Consider the following 17,474-nt stretch of genomic DNA (forward strand, 5'->3'; position numbering starts at 1 on the left):
CGCGGGCGCCGATGGCCCGGCCCGCGATCTGAAACCACGCGGGCGCGACGACGCCCGTTCAACGAGAGAGACAAGTCAATGACCGATTCCCTGCATTCGCCGGTGATCCTCGACATCGCGGGCACGACGCTGACCGCCGACGATCGGCGCCGGCTGGCGCATCCGCTGACCGGCGGGATGATCCTGTTCGCGCGCCACTTCGAGAGCCGCGCGCAGCTGACTGCGCTGTGCGCCGAGGCCAAGTCGCTGCGGCCGGACCTGCTGATCGCCGTCGACCAGGAAGGCGGCCGGGTGCAGCGCTTCCGCACCGACGGCTTCACCGCGCTGCCGGCGATGCGCACGCTCGGCGAGCTGTGGATGGACGACGCGATGCGCGCGGTCCAGGCGGCGACCGCGACCGGCCTGGTGCTGGCGCTGGAGCTGCGGGCCTGCGGCGTCGACATGAGCTTCACGCCGGTGCTCGACCTGGACCACCAGGACGCCTCTCGGCAGTCGGTCAGCCCGGTGATCGGCTCGCGCAGCTTCCATGGCGATCCGCGGGTGGTGAGCCTGCTGGCGCAGAGCCTGATGCAGGGCCTGGCGCTGGCCGGCATGGGCAGCTGCGGCAAGCACTTCCCCGGACACGGCTTCGTGAGCGTCGATTCGCATGTGGGTGTGCCGGTGGACACCCGGTCGCTGAAGACCATCCTGGCGGAGGATGTGCGGCCCTTCGAATGGCTGAGCCTGAGCCTGTCGGCGGTGATGCCGGCGCACGTGATCTACCGCAAGGTGGACAGCCGGCCGGCGGGCTTCAGCCGGCGCTGGCTGCAGGACATCCTGCGCGACCGGCTGGGCTTCGCCGGCGCGGTGTTCAGCGACGACCTGGGCATGGCGGCGGCGCGCGTCATCGAGGGCCGGCCGGTGGGTTACACCGAGGCCGCGCTGGCGGCGCTGGGGGCCGGCTGCGACCTGGTGCTGCTGTGCAACCAGAGCCTGGAGCAGGGCGGCCGCGCGATCGATGAGCTGCTGGACGGCCTGACCGTGGCGCAGTCGACCGGCGCCTGGATGCCGGCGATCGACGGCGAGGCGCGCCGCGCGGCGCTGGTGCCGCAGTCGGCGCCGCTGACCTGGGATGAGTTGATGCTCGCGCCGAGGTACCTGGAGGCGCTGGCGCGACTGCCCTGAGGCTGTGAGGCTGTGAGGCCCCGGGCGGTGGGACGGCGACCGCCAGCTAGACTCCGCCCCAACTGACCGGACAACGATCAATCAGGGAGCGGGCCAGCATGACGCTGACCATGGAGGGAGTGCTGGCGCTGGCGCCGGACGAGGCTTCGGCGAAGGCTGCGCGTGGGCTCACCTCGCCGGCCAAGTGGCCCTTGCTCGGCGCCGATGACGCCGCCGTCTGGGGCGAGTGCCAGGGCAGCGGCTCCAAGCCGTACCAGACGCAGGTGGACCTGAGCGGTCCCGCGTTCCGCTGCTCCTGCCCCAGCCGCAAGTTCCCCTGCAAGCATGGCCTCGCGCTGCTGATGCTGCGGGCGCAGGAGGCGTCGAAGTTCAGCGGCGGCGAGCCGCCGGCCTGGGTGGCCGAATGGCTGGCGTCGCGTGGCGAGCGGGCGCAGAAGAAGGAAGAGCGCTACCAGAAGGCCGCCGACCGCGCCGCCGAGCGCGCGGCACAACTCGCCGACGGCGCCGATCCCGCGCAGGCCGCTGCCGCGCTCGCCGATCCGGATGGCGCGGCGAAGCGCGAATCGCAGCGCTGGCGCCGCATCGAGGACGCCGCCGGTGAACTGCAACGCTGGCTCGGCGATCAGATCGGCCGCGGCCTCGGGGCGCTCGACGACGCCGCGATCCGCGGCTGGCGAACCATGGCGGCCCGCATGGTCGACGCGCAGGCGCCCGGGCTCGGACAGCGGCTCACCGCGGCCGCCGATGGCTGGCGCGTCGGCGCCGACTGGCCCGAACGCATGCTCGCGCGTCTGGGCCTGCTCCAGCTGGCCTGCGACGCCATCGGCCGGCGCGAGACGCTGCCCGCCGCCGTCCAGGCGGACCTGCGCACCGTCTGCGGCTGGCCGCTCGACCAGGCCGAGGTGCTCGCCACCGGCGAGCGCCTGACCGATCGCTGGACCGTCATCGGCGTCATCGTCGAGGAACGCGACGCGCGCCTCAACGAACGCCGCGTCTGGCTGCATGGCGAGCGCTCCGGCCGCCGCGCCTGGCTGCTCGAACACACGCATGGCGGGCGCGGCTTCGATGGGCTGTGGCTGCCGGGTTCCGGCAAGGCGCTCACGCTGGTCTTCTATCCCGGCGGCGCGCCGCTGCGCGCGCTGGTCGCGGACGAGGCGCCCTCGACGGAGCCGGCCACCGCCGAAGGCGCCGCGGGCCTGGCGCCGCAGGCCTGGAGCGCCGAATGGCAGCGGGTCGCGCAGCGCATCGCTGCCCATCCGTTCGCGTCGCTGCATCCGGTGGTGCTCTCGAACGCGATCCCCGTCGCCTCCGATGCCGGTCCGTCCCTGACCGCCGAGGGCCGCGCCGTGCCGCTGCGCCTGGGCGATGAAGACTGGTGGTCGCTGATGGCGGTCTCGGGGGCGCACCCGCTCGACGTGATGGGCGAATGGGACGGCGTGCGCCTGAGCCCGTTGACCGCGTGGGCCGCCGGATCGCCGCGGCCCCTCTGGACCCGGAGCGCCGCATGAGCGCCTGGACCCCGCTGCTGCCGATCGCGATGGTCGGCACCGAACGGCAGCCCGGACCGCTGCCCGAATGGCCCGGCGAGATCGGCCAGCTTGCGGCGCAGGCCGCGCGGGCCGCGGACGGTCCGTCGAATCAGGTCCTGCGCGCGATGGCGGTCATCGCGGCCTGCGAGGCCGCTGGCCTGCAGGACCGCCCCTGGACCGTCGCACCACCGGAACCGGCCGCGGAGGACCGCCTGCCGGTGGTCCCCGACGGACAGGGCGGACAGCTGCGATCGCTGCTGCGCTGGGCGCTGAGCGAGGCGCCGGCCCGGCTCCAGTGGCAGGTCTTCGCGGACCTGGCCGCCGCCGGACTGCGCCTGCCCGACCCCTTGCTGCCGCAGGCGCTCGAACTCGGCCGCCGTTCAGTGGCGCTGCGGGCGCCGCTGCTGCCGGTGCTCGGCGAGCGCGGGCTGTGGCTCGCCCGCCAGCGCGAGGAGTGGCGCTACGCGGCCGGCGTCGGCGGCGATGCGCTCGATCATTCGCGATGGACCGAGGGCACGCTCGAGCAGCGCCGCGCCTTCCTGGCCCGCGAGCGCGCCGCGGATGCCGTCGCTGGCCGCGCCCGGCTTGAAGCCGCCTTGGCCGAACTGCCCGCGAAGGAGCGCGCCGATCTCGCGTCGCAGCTCGCCGTCGGTTTGTCCGTCGACGACGAAGCCGTGCTCGACCGCCTCCGGGCCGATCGCAGCCGCGAGGTGCGCGAGGTCGCGCTCGGCATGCTGCTGCGCCTGCCCGGCGCGGCGCATCCCCGTCGCGCGATCGGTCGCCTCGCGCCGCTGCTGCGCAGCGAGCGTGCGCTGCTGCGCCGGCACTGGGTCATCGACGCGCCGGCCGCCGCCGGCAGCGATTGGGCCGCCGATCAACTCGTCGCTGAGCGCCCTCAGACGGAGAAGCTCGGCGAGCGCGGCTGGTGGCTATTCCAGCTGGTGCGCCAGGTGCCGCTGGGCTGGTGGGTCGAAACGACCGGCATGACGCCCGCCGAGCTGCTCGGCTGGGCCGGCAAGACCGATTGGTTCGAGGCCCTGCAGCGTGGCTGGTTCGACGTGCTCGGCGCGACGCGCGAGACCGACTGGTGCGAGGCCTTCCTCGACCATGCGTTCGGCGACCTCGGCGCGGGCATCGAGTCGCACCGCGCCGCGCAGGTGCTGGGCTGGCTGCCGCAGGCCCGCCGGGAGCGCTACTGGCTGCGCCACCTGCAGCAGGGCACGCTGCCCCTGTCCGCGCTGATCGCCGCGGCGAGCGGCGGCGAGACGCTCGGCCCGCTGCTCTCGCAGGCGCTGACCGAGCAGCTGCTGACGCGGGCCCGCGCCGGCACGCTCAAGGACGACTACACCGTGCGCGCGATGCTGGCCGACTTCGGCGCCGTCGTGCATCCCGACTCCCTGTCCGCGTACGGCTCGATCGCCGACCAGCGCGCGGCCGGCGAGACCGCCGCCTATGCGGACCTGCTGCAGGCCGTCGCGCAGACGGTCGCGCTGCGCCGTGCCCTGATCGCTCTTCAACCGGATCCGACCCCGAGGACCCCATGACGACCATGCCCGACACCTCCGCCGCCTCGCAGGTCCTGCGCCGCCACGCGGAGCACCAGTACGCCGAGGAACTCGCCGAGCTCAAGCGCCAGGACACGCGTCCGCGTCCCGAGAACTGGGCGATGTCGCCGTGGGCGGTGCTGCGCTACCTGATGGGCGGCACGCTGGAGAACGGCTTCGACGTCAGCGCCAAGTACATCGGCGACGAGCGCCTGATGGAGATCGCCATCGCGACGCTCGCCACCGATCGCGCGCTGCTGCTCTATGGCGTGCCGGGCACGGCGAAGTCGTGGGTCTCCGAGCACCTGTCGGCGGCGGTCAGCGGCGACTCGACGCTGCTGATCCAGGGCACCGCGGGCACCGGGGAGGAACAGCTGCGCTACGGCTGGAACTACGCGCAGCTGCTGGCCAACGGCCCGAGCGAGGCCGCGCTGGTGCCCAGCCCGCTGATGAAGGCGATGCGGGCCGGCAAGATCGCGCGCATCGAGGAACTGACGCGCATCCCGGCCGACGTGCAGGACAGCCTCATCACGGTGCTGTCGGAGAAGACGCTGCCGATTCCGGAGCTCGGCGGCGAGGTGCAGGCCACGCGCGGCTTCAGCGTGATCGCCACGGCCAACAACCGCGACAAGGGCGTGAACGAGCTGTCGGCGGCGCTCAAGCGGCGCTTCAACACGGTGGTGCTGCCGGTGCCGGCGAGCGAGGATGCGGAGGTGTCCATCGTCGTCAAGCGGGTCGCGGAACTCGGCGCCGCGCTGCAGCTGCCGGCCGAGCCGCCCGCGTTGAAGGAGGTGCGCCGCATCGTGCAGATCTTCCGCGAGCTGCGCAACGGCCGCACCGAGGATGGCAGGACGCAGCTGAAGTCGCCCAGCGGCACGCTGTCGACGGCGGAGGCGATCTCGGTGATCAACAGCGGCATGGCGCTGGCGGGTCACTTCGGCGACGGTGTGATGGGCCCGCGCGACGTGGCCTCGGGCCTGCTCGGCGCGATCGTCAAGGACCCGGTCCAGGACCAGGTCGTGTGGACCGAATACCTCGAGACCGTCGTCAAGGAGCGCGCCGACTGGAAGGACCTGTATCGCGCCTGCCGCGAGCAGTCCTGAGCGCTGAACCGCGAGATCCCATGAGCGATCCGGTCCATTACTTCGGTGTCCGGCACCACGGGCCCGGCTGCGCGCGCAGCCTGCTGGCCGCGTTCGAGGCATTGAAGCCGGACTGCGTGCTGATCGAGGGGCCGCCCGAGGCGGACGGCCTCGTCGCGGCGGTGCTGGAGGCGGGCATGGCGCCGCCAGTGGCGCTGCTGACGCATGGTGTGGAGGACGCGAGCCGCGCGGTGTACCACCCGTTCGCGAGCTTCTCGCCGGAATGGCAGGCCCTGCGCTGGGCTGTCGGGGCCGGCGTGCCGGCGCGGTTCATCGACCTGCCGGTGGGGGTGTCGCTGGCGCTGGAGCAGGCGGGCCAAGAGGGCCGGGATGAAGACGGGCCGGAGGAAAAACAGGCGGGGATGAGCAGGCGGGGGATGAGCAGACGGGGGAAGAGCAGGCGGGGGAAGGGCGAGCGCAGCCCGTCTCCGCGGAGACGCCCGATGCCGCGCCATCGCGCCGTGGCGACCCGCTGGACTGGTTCGCGCGTGCGGCGGGCTACGCCGATGGCGAGGCGTGGTGGAACCACATGGTCGAGGAGCGCGGCGACGGCGAGGATCTCTTCGCCGCGATCGGCGAGGCGATGACCACGCTGCGCGCCGAATCCGGCGATGACGAGACGCTCGATCCGAAGACGCCGCGCGCCCGCCGCGAGGGGCTGCGCGAGGCCCACATGCGGCAGTGCATCCGCGCCGCGCGCAAGGAGGGCTTCGAGCGCATCGCGGTCGTCTGCGGCGCATGGCACCTCGGCGGCCTGCAGGCGGACGTCACGATGAAGGCCGACCAGGGGCTGCTCAAGGGACTGCCGAAGCTGAAGGTCACCAGCACCTGGGTGCCCTGGACCTATCGCCACCTGGCGCGCGAGAGCGGCTACGGCGCCGGCATCCATTCGCCGGGCTGGTACGAGCATCTGTGGCTGAGCGGGCTCGACGGCGAGCGGCGGCCGCGCGCGATCGGGTGGCTGGCGCGCGTCGCGCGGCTGATGCGGGAGCGCGACCTCGATTGCTCCTCCGCGCACCTGATCGAAGCGAGCCGCCTGGCCGACACGCTGGCCGCGCTGCGCCAGCGGCCGGCGCCGGGCCTGGACGAGCTGCACGAGGCGACGCGCACCGTGATGACGCTGGGCGACGAGGCCGTGCTCGATTTCATCCGCGACGAGCTGGTCATCGGCGATCGGCTCGGCCAGGTGCCGGCCGGCGTGCCGACGGTGCCGCTGCAACGCGACCTCGAGCAGATGCAGAAGTCGCTGCGGATGAAGCCCGAGGCGACGCAGAAGACGTTGGACCTCGACCTGCGACAGCCCAACGACCTGGCGCGCAGCCATCTGCTGCACCGGCTGCGGCTGATTGATCTGCCATGGGGCGAGATCGCGCGCACGGGCAAGTCCTCGCGTGGCACCTTCCACGAGGTGTGGTCGCTGCAATGGCAGCCGGAATTCGCGCTGCGCCTGATCGAGGCCAGCCGCTGGGGCCAGTCGGTCGCGCAGGCGGCGACGGCGGCGGTGGCCGAGCGCTGCGGCCGTGAGCGCACGCTGGGCGCGCTGGCCGAGCTGGTGGACCGTGTGCTGCTGGCGGACCTGCCGGAGGCGGTGATCGTGGCGTCGCGCGCGCTGCAGGATCACGCCGCGGTGACCGGGGATGCCGATCAACTGCTGGCCGCGCTGCCCCCGCTCGCCAATGTCTTCCGCTACGGCAATGTGCGGCAGACCGACGCGACGATGGTGGGCCATGTCTTCGACGGGCTGGTCACGCGGGCGGCGATCAGCCTGCCGCTGGCGGGCGATTCGCTGGACGACGCGGCCGCCTCGCAGTGCCGCGATCGCGTGCTGGGCGCGCAATCGGCGATCCGCCTGCGCGATCCGGGGCGGCAGACCGATCCCTCCACGCAATGGCGAGCCGCGATCGGGCAACTCGCGGCGCGTGACGGCGCGCATGCGTTGCTGCGGGGTCTGTGCACGCGGCTGCTGCTCGACGACGGCCTGATCACGGCGGAGGACGCCGGCACGGCGATCTCGCTGCATCTGTCGCGCGCGGCCGAGCCGGGCAAGGCGGCGGCGTGGCTGGATGGCTTCCTCAACCGCAACGCGGTGGTGCTGCTGCATCACGATGGCGTGTGGCCTTTGGTCGATGCCTGGCTGAGCGGGCTCGACGAGGAGCACTTCGTCCGCGTGCTGCCGTTGGTGCGGCGGACCTTCGCGCATTTCGACGCGGCCGAGCGCCGCGACCTGGGTCAGCGCGCGGCGCGCAAGGGCGGCGGCGGGGCGATGGCGCCGACCCCTGCGGAATGGGACGAGGCGCGCGCGGCATTGCCGCTGCCGCTGCTGCGCGCGATGTTGGGAGTGGACGCATGAGCGGCTCGGACGAGAAGAACGATGCGGATCGCCTGCGCCGCTGGCGGCTGGTGCTCGGCGGCGAGGCGGAAGACAGCTGCGGCGCATTGAATGGCGACGCGGCGGAGATGGACCAGGCGCTGAGCGCGCTCTACGACGATGGCGGCGGGCTGGGCGATGACCGGCGCGGTGGCCGGGGCAACTCCGCGCCGCGCGTGGCGCGCTGGCTGGGCGACATCCGCAAGTACTTCCCGAGCACGGTGGTGCAGGTGATGCAGAAGGACGCGCTGGAGCGTCTGAACCTGCGCGACATGCTGCTGCAGCCGGAGATGCTGCAGGGCGTGCAGCCGGACGTGCACCTGGTGGCCAACCTGATGGCGCTGTCGCGGGTGATTCCGGCGGGCACGAAGGAGACGGCGCGCCGCGTCGTGCGCCAGGTCGTCGATGAGCTGATGAAGCGGCTCGAGGAGCCGATGCGCGCGGCGGTGACGGGCGCGTTGGACCGCAGCCAGCGCAACCGCCGGCCGCGGCTGGCGGAGATCGACTGGCACCGCACGATCCGCGCCAACCTGCGGCATTGGCAGCCGACGCATCGCACGGTGATCCCGGAGACGCTGCACGGCTTCGGCCGCAAGGCGCGGCGGCCGCAGCGTGAGGTGGTGCTGTGCATCGACCAGAGCGGATCGATGGCGAACTCGGTCGTGTACTCGAGCATCTTCGGCGCGGTGCTGGCCTCGCTGCCGGCGGTGAGTACGAAGCTGGTGGTCTTCGACACGGCGGTCGTGGACATGACCGAGCAGCTGGACGATCCGGTGGATCTGCTGTTCGGCGTCCAGCTGGGCGGCGGCACCGACATCAATGGCGCGGTGGCCTATTGCCAGTCGCTGATCCGTGAGCCGCGCAACACGATCTTCGTGCTGATTTCCGATCTCTATGAGGGCGGCGTGGAGCCGCAGCTGCTGCGCCGCGCGGCGTCGCTGGTCGAGAGCGGCGTGCAGTGCGTGGCGCTGCTGGCGCTCAGCGACGAGGGCGCGCCGTCCTACGACCGCGCGCTCGCGGCGAAGCTGGCCGCGCTCGGCGTGCCGTCCTTCGCGTGCACGCCGGACGCTTTCCCGGGCCTGATGGCCGCGGCGATCCGCCGCGACGACATCGGCGCCTGGGCGGCCGGGCAGGGGATCGTGACGGCGGCGAAGGGCGGTTGAAACGCGTGGGAACGAGCGAGTGGGTTGCCGGCGCTCAGCGCCCGTCGCGCTGCGCCATCTTCGCGAACCAGGCCGACTGGCCGGTCTTGTTGAGCTGGTACCAGGCTTCGAGGGTGTCGGGCGTATAGATATCGAGCGTCTCGAAGATGACGCGCGCGAAGTCCAGCGCCGACATGCCGCCGGCCGTGATCAGCCCGCGGTCGACGACGACGGGCTCGTCGACATAGCGGTCGCTGCCGGCGTACTCCGGCACGCCCTTCAGATAGGCCAGCGCATTGCTGGTGTGCTGGCGGTCGTCGAGGACGCCCAGCCGCGCCAGCCCGGCGGTCGCGCCGCAGATCGCGGCGACGCGCTTGCCGGCGTCCAAGAACTCCTTGGCCTTCTTCGCCGCTTCCAGGTGCTCGCCCTTGTCCCAGCCGGCACCGCCGGGAAGGATCAGCAACTCGCTGTCATCCGGGAACAGCGTCGAGAGGCGGATGTCGGGCATCACCGACAGGCCGCCCATCGATCGCGCGAGGTTGGCGCCCGCGGCGGCGACGGTCTTCACCTGCCAGATGCCCGGCGACTTCTGGAACTCCGGCGTGTTGATGCCGGCGACCGCATAGGCGGCCTCCCAGTCGGCGAAGCCCTCGAAGAGGTAGAGATGGACGGTGCGGGATGGAGCGTTCATGCCGCAGGGGCGGCAAGGTGCGTGCCCGCGGCGCGGCGTCCAGGGGAGATCAGGCGCCGAGTTTCTTCACCATGAAGAACTTGGAGCCCGCCGCGCCATGGCCGGGGATCTCCAGTTGCATCGTGTAGCCGAGGCGCTCGTAGAAGGGTCGGGCCTGGAAGCTGAAGGTGCTCAGGTAGAAGGTGTCGCAGCCGCGCTCGATCGCGCGTTGCTCGAAGGCGCGCACGACCGCGCTGCCGACGCCCGTGTGGCGATGGGCGGCGTCGACCCAGAGCTGCTGGAGCTCACAGCAGCGCCCGAGGGTGCGGCCGACCGCGCCGCCAATGACGCGGCCGCCGCTGTCGTGGGCGGCACTGGAAATCGGCTGCTGGCCGTCGAAGGCGCCGCGGTCGCCGAGGGCATCGTTGTACTGGTCCAGACCGGCTCCGACCAGCGCCTCCAGGCCAGGCTTGGGAACGTCGAATGCGGTGACGGTGAAGAAGGGCGCGGTCATGCGCGGACCTCGATGGTGAGCGGCTTGGCGAGGCGGACCATGGGTGTCCGCGTCAACTCGTTGGGAGCCCGCTCGGCTTCCGTGAAGCCGTTGCGCGTGTAGAGCGCGATCAGCGGCGTATTGGTCGACGAGGTCCAGGTGCAGCACTGCAGCAGGCCGCGCGCCCTGAACCACGACTCGGCGCGCTCGAGCAACTGCTGCGCGATGCCGAGCCGCCGTGCTTCGGGTACGACGTAGGTCGTGGAGACCAAGCCGAAGGGCGTGTCGCCAGCGGTGGTTTCAATCCGATAGATCGTGTGCCCAGCGATCGCGCCAGCAGGATCCTCGGCGACGACGACTTCGGCGGCGCGCCCGTCCAGGTGCCATCGCACGCGATCGCGCAGCCAGTCCATCGAATACATGCTGCCGCCGGCTTGCTCGCCTTCGACCTCGACAAGAGTCGCCCGCATGCGCTGGGCGACGAGGTCGATGGCGGTGGTGTCGTCGAGCGTGATGGCGCGGAGTTGCATAGGGACGTACCAGATGAATGACCGGACGATGCTACGCAGGGACGCGACGAGGCCCCGGGGCACGCGCGGGAGGCATCCAATGAGTTGGGCCCGATACTCGCGGCCATGGATCTCACAGCCTCCTTGCGCAGCGGCAAATCGCCGGGTGACCGCCTCCTGAAGGCAGCCCTGCTGGCGAGCATGGCGACGAGCCGGTCCGAGTGCTGCAAGCCCCACCTCGGCTAGCGGCGTGAATTTGAAAGCGTCGATGAACCGCTTCCCGTTGTTGCTTGCGCCTTCCCTGCGTCTCGAACCCGTCTCCGTCGGTCACGCCGAAGAGATGCACGCCGTGCTCGCCGATCCATCGATCTACGAGTTCCTCGCGCCGGAAGGACCACCGACGCTCGACTGGTTGAAGGCCGCCTTCGAGCGGCGATCCAAGGGGGCTTCGCCCGACGGCAGCGAACTCTGGTTCAACTGGATGGTCCGACGCGTCGACGGCAGGCTGATCGGCTATGTGCAAGCCACGATCGAAGCACGCGACCGGTGCTGGATCGCCTATGTCATGAATGCGGAAGCGCGCGGACATGGGCACGCGACGCGCGCCGCCACGGCGATGCTTGACTACCTGCTCGCCACCCACGGCGTGACCCGGTTCCTGGCCTCGACGGAGACGCGCAATGCGCGCTCGATCGCGTTGCTGTCGCGATTGGGGTTCGAACCCGCACCGATCGAACTCGCAGGGACCGTCGACATCGAAACGACCGATCGTCTCTACCAGCGTCTGCACGCCTCAGCGTAGCCGGGTCAACATCGCTTGAAGGGCCGGCTCAGAAAGTTCGCCGGTCCGCTTCGCCACCAGGTGGCCCGAAGCGTCGAAGAGCAGCGTCGTCGGGTAACCGGCCTGCTTGAAGGCCGCGCTTGCCTGGCGCCGTTCATCGATGGCGACGTTGTCCATCATGAGGCGCTGAGCGCTCAGCCACTTCGCGACGTGGTCCGCGTCTTCGCCCTGATTGATGAAGACGAAGCGCACCTCGGGGCGATCGCGCTGCGCCTGCGCGAGCATCGGCATCTCGCGGACGCAAGGCCCGCACCAGGTCGCCCACAGGTTGACCAGCACCGGTTTGCCGTCGGGCGCGGCAAGATCCAATCGATCGCCGTTCAATCGCGTGAATTGGAGGGGAGGAAGCGGCACGGACGCGGGCTGCAGCGCGAGCTGGAGCTGTCCCGCGACGATCAGCGTCGTCCCGATCGCCAGCGGCACCGATGCCGGCACGCGCAGGCCCGGCGCGTTCCTCAACCGGAACGTCGCGTACATCCACATCGCGATGATCCCGATCTCTGGCGACCAGCCGCCGTCTCGAAGGTTGAGGATGCTGAGCGGATGCTCGACGTAGAGCTCCTTGTATTGATAGAGGAAGCCCAGCCGCGCGAACAGCAGTGCGACGAGCAGGCAGCGCCAGAGCAGCGGACCGGCATCCTGCCGGCGTCGGCGCGCGAGCAGCGTCGCCACGGCGCTCGACATCGCGACCGCGATGCAGAGGTGGACGAAGGTCCAGGGCAGGACCAAGGGGCCGATCGCGACGGCGTCGCTCATGGCGTCCTTCCGGAGCGTCCCTTTCCGCGCATCGATCAGGTGGCGAAGATGCCGTCCGTCGACGCGAAGCCCTTGATCTCGATCGGATTGCCCGACGGATCGAGGAAGAACATCGTCGCCTGCTCGCCCGGCTGGCCGGCGAAGCGGATGCTCGGCTTGAGCACGAACTCGATGCCCTGTGCCTCCAATCGGTCCGCGAGCGCGCGCCACTCGGGCATGCGCAGGATCACGCCCAGGTGGGGCATCGGGACCAGGTGATCGCCGACCTTGCCGGTGTTGCCGGTCTTGAACGGCTCGCCCAGGTGCAGCGAGATCTGATGACCGAAGAAGTCGAAGTCGACCCAGGTGTCGGTGCTGCGGCCTTCTTCGCAGCCGAGCACGCCGCCGTAGAAGGCGCGGGCATCGTCCAGGTCGCGCACGTGATAGGCCAGGTGGAACAGCGATCGCATGGGGCACTCCCGCTCGAGGGTCAATCGATCCGGCGATCCTAGCCTCGGCAGTGCCGCCGGTAACATCGCCGCTTCCTGTGTCGTGCGCTGGGAGTTCGTCGTGGATGTGGCTGCTTGGTTGGGCTTTGTCAGCGTGGCGCTGTTCGTCACCTTCACGCCGGGACCGGCCGTGCTGATGGCCGTCTCGAACTCGCTCAGCGTCGGGCCCCGGCGAGCGATGGTCGGCTCGCTCGGCAACGCGATCGGGCTGCTGGCGGTGTCGGCGGCCACGACGGCCGGGCTGGGCGTGCTGCTGACCACCTCGGCGAAGGCGTTTCTCGTCGTCAAGTTGCTCGGCGCCTACTACCTGATCTGGCTCGGCATCAAGCAGTGGCGCCAGGGCGCGCGCATGGCCTGGACCGCGGACGGCGACGCGCCCGCGACGGAAACCGCGGGGCTCTCGCGCCGGGCCCTGTTCCTGCGCGGCATCCTGGTCGCGCTCACCAATCCGAAGGCGATCCTGTTCTTCACCGCGCTGTTTCCGCAGTTCATGAACCATCCGGAGACGGCGCTGCGCGACTTCGTCGTGCTGACGGTGACCTTCTCGCTCTGCGCCGTGCTGGCCCATGGCTTCTACGTCGTGCTGGCTCGCGGGCTGCGCCGCGGACTGGCCTCGCCTCGCCGCGTGAAGGTCATGAACCGCGGCTTCGGCGCGTGCTTCGTGGCGCTTGGCGTCAGCCTCATCGGCTGGCGCGGGCGGACGCAGTAAGGGCGACAGCACCATGTTCTCGCATGTGTTCATTGGCGTCGGAGACTTCGACCGGGCGCTCGCGTTCTATGCGCCGCTGATGGCAGCGCTCGAGTTGCCCCAGCGCTTCTGCGATCCTTCGCGGCCCTGGGCCGGCTGGCAGTCGGTGCCGGGACCGCGGCCGCTGTTCCTGATCGGACGGCCCTTCGACGACATGGCGCACGCCGCCGGCAATGGGCAGATGACAGCCTTCCTGGCCGGCTCGCGCGCGATGGTCGATGCGGCCCATGCGGCGGCGCTCGCGCATGGCGGTCGCTGCGAAGGCCCGCCGGGCCTGCGACCCCACTACCACGAGCATTACTACGGCGCCTACTTCCGCGATCCCGACGGGAACAAGCTGTGCGTGGCCTGCCATTCGCCGGCAGCGCCTTCGACGGACTGACCCGAGCGGCTCTCGCACGTCGTTTGCCCACGCAGGGACAGGAGCCGACATGTTTCCCATTCCCCGCATCGTCTGCTGGATCCCGAACTGGGGCGCTTCGCATCCGGAGGTCGGCATCGAACATCTGCGCCTCTCGGAGGGGCAGGCCGACGGGCTTGTCATTGCGATCGACGACGAACGGGGACCGTTCCGCCTCCATTACCGCTTGAGCTGGGACCCGCAGTGGTGCCTGCGCGATGCGGAGCTGTCGCTGATCAGCGAGGAGGGCGTCGCTGCGCGCACGATGCGTCTCGCCACCGATGGGCAAGGGCACTGGACCGATGACCGCGGCGCGGCGCTCCCCGCGCTGGAGGGCTGCCTCGACATCGACATCTGGCCCACCCCGTTCACCAACAGCTTTCCGATTCGGCGTGTGCCCCTGGCGGTCGGCGAGCGGCGCCAGTTCCGCATGGCGTGGGTCGATGGCACCGCGTTGACCGTGCGACCTCAGGCGCAGGCCTATACCCGGCTCGACGAGCGGCGCTATCGCTTCGAGTCGCTGGACGGGTCCGGCTTCACCGCGGACCTGGAGGTCGACGAGCACGGCCTGGTGGTGGATTACCCGGGACTGTTCCGCCGCGTGTGAGCCAGCCGCTTCGCGCCACAATGCGCCGCGATCCGGGCCGGCCCTGGCGCCAGCCTTCCTTGCCTTCCGTCCGACACCACCCCATGAGCCTGCAAGCCATCTTCATCGACTACCTGCGCCGCTACGAAGCGAAGGACCTGGACGGCATCGCCGCGATGCTCGCGCCCGAGGTGACGCTGCGCGACTGGAACCTTTCGGTGAAGGGTCGCGACGCCGCGATCGTCGAGACGCGCAAGAACTTCGAATCGGCGGCGTCGATCCGCATTGAGGTATTGCGCGTGCTCGAAGGCGAGCGCTCCGTCGCTGGCGAGCTGCGCATCGTCGTCGACGGGCACATCGAGCTGTTCGTGGTCGACGTGCTGGACTTTGACGACGAAGGCCGCATCAGCGCGATCCGGGCGTATCTCGGTCGGCGGGACTGATCGGTGCCTGCGAGAAGCGGTATTGGCGAAGCGCGGGCACGCGTGATAAGGTCGCGGCGCGGCTATGGGGGTTCTTCCTTCTCTTCCACTGATCTAGAGCCTCCGCTTTCCGCCCTTCGCCTGCCGCCCGGCAGGCGTTGTTGTTTCCGGAGCGCCCGGGGAAGGGACGACCTTGCACGCCATCTTTGTCCGCCGTCGATCGAAGCTGCATGTGGCCGCTGGCGAAGGGACGGCGACGCCCACGCAGGTCGCCACGCTTCAGAAGGAGTTGACGGGACTGGGCTACGTCATGTCCCAAGCGCTGTCCGCGCGCCTTGCCACGCTCGACGCGTTGCGGCTCGCGTCGGTGTCGCGCGATCTCCTTCGCGAGCTTCACCAGCTCACCGGCGCGCATCAGGCGCACCGGCCGTTCTATCCCGGCTTTCCTGACCAGGTGATGGCGGCGTCGGACGCGGAGCTGTTCCTCAACGCGATCCATCACTACCTCACGCACAGCCGCTTGCCGGATGACGAGCCGCGCCGTGAAGCGGCCCTCGAAGGCCAGCGGCCGCGCGTGCTCGATCTGGGCAGTCCGGAGGAGTTCGAACGGATCTTCACCCAGCTGGCGGGCGCGCCCACTTCGCTGTCGCAGCAGGATCGCGAGGATGTGACCTGGTTCATCCGCCAGTATCGCGAGGGCATCTTCCGCCTCTTGCCCGCGAAGTTTCCCTTCAAGGAAAACCTCGCGCTGGTGGCCGCCACGCTGCTGCGGGAGGTGCCGGGTGAGCGCGCCAACGCCTTCCTGCTGACGCATTGCGGGACTGCCACCGACCTGCTGCGCGTCGCGGTCTCGCTCTTCGAAGGCGATGCGTCGCTGGCGGCGCCAACGCGCTTTGGCCGCATGGGGCGCGCCTGGCGCAAGCTGATCCTCCAGGCCCTGGAGGGCATGCACCGTCCGATCGAGGACATGATGCGCTGGCGCGAGCCCTGGAAGCGATTGGGCGAGCGGCTGCATCCCGGCGAGTTCGCCGAGCGCTTTCCGCAGGCGCACGAGGCCTTCCAGCAATTGCGCAACGACACGGCGCCTCCGAACTGGGCCAGCGGCGTTGAACGCGCGCTCGCGACGGGCGATGTCGCCGCCGCCGCGGCCCGGTTGGCGGAGCGCCCCGGCGAGTACGCGCGCAAGCTCGACGTCCTGCTGCGCTCGCCTGCGGCCACGCCGGAACTGGCGGCGCGCTTCGCGGCCCTCGCGCCGCGCGTGTCTACGCCCGTGCTGCTTCAGGTCATGACGCATTTCCGGCATCGAGCGGCACCGCCGGCGATCCGCGCGTTCACGCCCAAAGGCGAGGTGTCGAAGATCTTCTCGATCGCGGACCGGAGGCCTGCCGTGCCGCAGGCGCTGGCCGCCACCATCGTCGACGCTTGCGAGCAAGCCCTGCTGGCGCGGTTCGCCGAGCTCGCGCCACTCGGCCCGAGCTACATCGATCCGGCGCTGCGCACCTACATGATCCCGTTGGCGCAGCGCAGCGCCTCCAAGTCGCTGCGGACGCTCGCGCGTGGGAGCCGCGTGCCCTTGCCCATGGGGGAAACCTTGCGCTTCTTCCTGTGGTGGAAGAACGGCCGGGGCCGCACCGACATCGACCTGTCCGCGGCCATGTTCGACAGCGAATACCGGCTCGTCGAGGCCCTGGGCTTCTACAACCTGCGCGGGACGGGGGGCTACGGCGTGCACAGCGGTGACATCGTCGACGCGCCACAGGGCGCGGCGGAGTTCATCGACCTGGATCTCCCGAAGGTGCATCAGCGGCGCGCGCGCTTCATCGTGATGTGCATCAACAGCTACACGGCCCAGGCCTATTGCGACCTGCCGGAATGCTTCGCCGGCTGGATGTCGCGGCGTCATCCCGGTTCGGGCGAGGCCTTCGATGCCCGGACGGTGGTCGACAAGATCGACATCAGCGCCAACACGAGGATCTGCCTGCCACTGATCCTGGATCTCGAACGCCACGAGATGCTCTGGGCGGATCTGGCGCTGACCGAGCATCCCCATTGGCACAACGCGGTGCCGGGCAACCACAGCCGCATCTCGCAGATGCTGCGCGCGATGCACGAGACCATCCGACCGGATCTGTACACGCTGTTCGACCTGCACGTCCGGGCTCGCGGAGAACGGGTGCAGCAGCGCGAACAGGCCCGGACGATCTTCAGCGTCGATGAGGGCATCGTGCCGCTGGCCCTCGACGAGATCCGCGCCGCCTTCCTCTGACGAGAGACGCGGGGTGCTTGCCCCGCCAGGCGCCTCACTCGTCAGCCGTGAGCCGCACGACCAGCGCCGCGGCGCTCGCGACGGTCGCCAGGCCGGTCACGCCCAGCCAGCCCCAGTGCGCCAGCAGCAGGCTGCCCAGCGCTGCGCCGGTCGCCATGCCGATGAACATGCCGGTGAACAGCAGCGCGTTCAACCGGCTGCGCGCGGCCGGGTCCAGGCTGTAGACGATGGTCTGGTGCGCCACCAGCGCTGCCTGCACGCCGAAGTCGAAGACGATCGCCAGCACCACCAGCACGGCGATCGCCGCACCGCGGTCCAGCCAGGCGGTGACCGACATGGCCGCGAACGACAGCACCACCAGCAAGGCGCCGAGCCGGGTCACCACGCCCGGGCCGCGCCGGTCGGC

17 protein-coding genes and 2 pseudogenes are annotated in these 17,474 nt (G+C 70.6%); 13 read left to right on the plus strand and 6 right to left on the minus strand.

What is annotated here, in order from left to right; genetic code table 11:
• The first annotated feature begins 78 nt into the window (after positions 1–78).
• The 7 genes and pseudogenes from nagZ to CS062_RS01260 all read left to right on the plus strand — a co-directional run bounded on the left by nagZ (position 79) and on the right by CS062_RS01260 (position 8,910).
• On the plus strand, positions 79–1,164 hold the full coding sequence (nagZ, locus tag CS062_RS01235; RefSeq protein ID WP_099859654.1) for a beta-N-acetylhexosaminidase: 1,086 nt from the start codon (positions 79–81) through the stop codon (positions 1,162–1,164).
• Between the two features lie 98 nt (positions 1,165–1,262).
• Positions 1,263–2,672 carry an SWIM zinc finger family protein gene (locus tag CS062_RS01240; protein ID WP_099859655.1) on the plus strand — a complete coding sequence of 470 codons (1,410 nt, stop codon included), beginning with the start codon at positions 1,263–1,265 and terminating at the stop codon, positions 2,670–2,672.
• The gene (locus CS062_RS01245; protein ID WP_143742219.1) at positions 2,669–4,237 is read left to right on the plus strand and encodes a DUF5691 domain-containing protein; all 1,569 of its coding nucleotides are present in this window, start codon (positions 2,669–2,671) and stop codon (positions 4,235–4,237) included. The genes CS062_RS01240 and CS062_RS01245 overlap by 4 nt, the downstream gene beginning before the upstream one ends.
• A 5-nt stretch (positions 4,238–4,242) precedes the next feature.
• Positions 4,243–5,340 carry an ATP-binding protein gene (locus tag CS062_RS01250; RefSeq protein WP_099859679.1) on the plus strand — a complete coding sequence of 366 codons (1,098 nt, stop codon included), beginning with the start codon at positions 4,243–4,245 and terminating at the stop codon, positions 5,338–5,340.
• 20 nt (positions 5,341–5,360) lie between these two features.
• Positions 5,361–5,654: pseudogene (locus tag CS062_RS27165) on the plus strand (DUF5682 family protein); the annotation flags it as partial.
• A 173-nt stretch (positions 5,655–5,827) separates the two neighbouring features.
• Positions 5,828–7,729 (plus strand): annotated as a pseudogene (locus CS062_RS01255) (DUF5682 family protein); the annotation flags it as partial.
• Positions 7,726–8,910: a VWA domain-containing protein gene (locus CS062_RS01260; protein ID WP_099859657.1), complete on the plus strand. Its 1,185-nt coding sequence runs from the start codon at positions 7,726–7,728 to the stop codon at positions 8,908–8,910. The pseudogene CS062_RS01255 and the gene CS062_RS01260, both read left to right, overlap by 4 nt.
• 34 nt (positions 8,911–8,944) lie before the next feature.
• Here CS062_RS01260 and CS062_RS01265 read toward each other — a convergent pair whose 3' ends face one another.
• From CS062_RS01265 to CS062_RS01275, 3 genes are read right to left on the minus strand one after another with little or no spacing between them, the layout of a single operon-like run.
• Positions 8,945–9,580, minus strand: coding sequence for a DJ-1/PfpI family protein (locus CS062_RS01265; protein ID WP_099859658.1), 636 nt, complete (start codon positions 9,578–9,580; stop codon positions 8,945–8,947).
• A 49-nt stretch (positions 9,581–9,629) separates the two neighbouring features.
• On the minus strand, positions 9,630–10,073 hold the full coding sequence (locus CS062_RS01270; RefSeq protein ID WP_099859659.1) for a GNAT family N-acetyltransferase: 444 nt from the start codon (positions 10,071–10,073) through the stop codon (positions 9,630–9,632).
• On the minus strand, positions 10,070–10,582 hold the full coding sequence (locus CS062_RS01275) for a GNAT family N-acetyltransferase (RefSeq protein WP_099859660.1): 513 nt from the start codon (positions 10,580–10,582) through the stop codon (positions 10,070–10,072). The genes CS062_RS01270 and CS062_RS01275 overlap by 4 nt, the downstream gene beginning before the upstream one ends.
• A gap of 247 nt (positions 10,583–10,829) precedes the next feature.
• Between CS062_RS01275 and CS062_RS01280 the strand changes: the two genes are divergently transcribed.
• Complete coding sequence (locus CS062_RS01280) at positions 10,830–11,363, plus strand: GNAT family N-acetyltransferase (RefSeq protein ID WP_099859661.1); 534 nt, start codon at positions 10,830–10,832, stop codon at positions 11,361–11,363.
• Here the strand turns inward: CS062_RS01280 and CS062_RS01285 are convergent.
• Positions 11,355–12,158 (minus strand): TlpA disulfide reductase family protein, encoded by an 804-nt coding sequence (locus CS062_RS01285; RefSeq protein WP_099859662.1) that lies wholly within the window; start codon positions 12,156–12,158, stop codon positions 11,355–11,357. The two genes, CS062_RS01280 and CS062_RS01285, sit on opposite strands and share 9 nt — an antisense overlap.
• Before the next feature lie 35 nt (positions 12,159–12,193).
• Entirely contained in the window at positions 12,194–12,607 is a 414-nt protein-coding gene (locus CS062_RS01290; protein WP_099859663.1) for a VOC family protein, read from the minus strand.
• A gap of 100 nt (positions 12,608–12,707) precedes the next feature.
• On the opposite strand from CS062_RS01290, the gene CS062_RS01295 reads away from it, so the two are divergent.
• The 5 genes from CS062_RS01295 (at position 12,708) to CS062_RS01315 (ending at position 17,068) form a co-directional block, all read left to right on the plus strand.
• The gene (locus tag CS062_RS01295; protein WP_199174144.1) at positions 12,708–13,355 is read left to right on the plus strand and encodes a LysE family translocator; all 648 of its coding nucleotides are present in this window, start codon (positions 12,708–12,710) and stop codon (positions 13,353–13,355) included.
• Between the two features lie 13 nt (positions 13,356–13,368).
• Entirely contained in the window at positions 13,369–13,776 is a 408-nt protein-coding gene (locus tag CS062_RS01300) for a VOC family protein (RefSeq protein WP_099859665.1), read from the plus strand.
• 49 nt (positions 13,777–13,825) lie between these two features.
• The gene (locus CS062_RS01305) at positions 13,826–14,401 is read left to right on the plus strand and encodes a putative glycolipid-binding domain-containing protein (protein WP_099859666.1); all 576 of its coding nucleotides are present in this window, start codon (positions 13,826–13,828) and stop codon (positions 14,399–14,401) included.
• Between the two features lie 83 nt (positions 14,402–14,484).
• Positions 14,485–14,823: a nuclear transport factor 2 family protein gene (locus tag CS062_RS01310; RefSeq protein ID WP_099859667.1), complete on the plus strand. Its 339-nt coding sequence runs from the start codon at positions 14,485–14,487 to the stop codon at positions 14,821–14,823.
• Positions 14,824–14,995: 172 nt separating this feature from the next.
• Positions 14,996–17,068, plus strand: coding sequence for a TerD family protein (locus CS062_RS01315; RefSeq protein ID WP_099859668.1), 2,073 nt, complete (start codon positions 14,996–14,998; stop codon positions 17,066–17,068).
• A gap of 34 nt (positions 17,069–17,102) precedes the next feature.
• Here the strand turns inward: CS062_RS01315 and CS062_RS01320 are convergent.
• The coding region (locus CS062_RS01320) for an MFS transporter (RefSeq protein ID WP_143742220.1) at positions 17,103–17,474 on the minus strand (372 nt) is incomplete at its 5' end.

Source organism: Roseateles chitinivorans, assembly GCF_002761755.1.
Lineage (GTDB): Bacteria > Pseudomonadota > Gammaproteobacteria > Burkholderiales > Burkholderiaceae_C > Roseateles > Roseateles chitinivorans.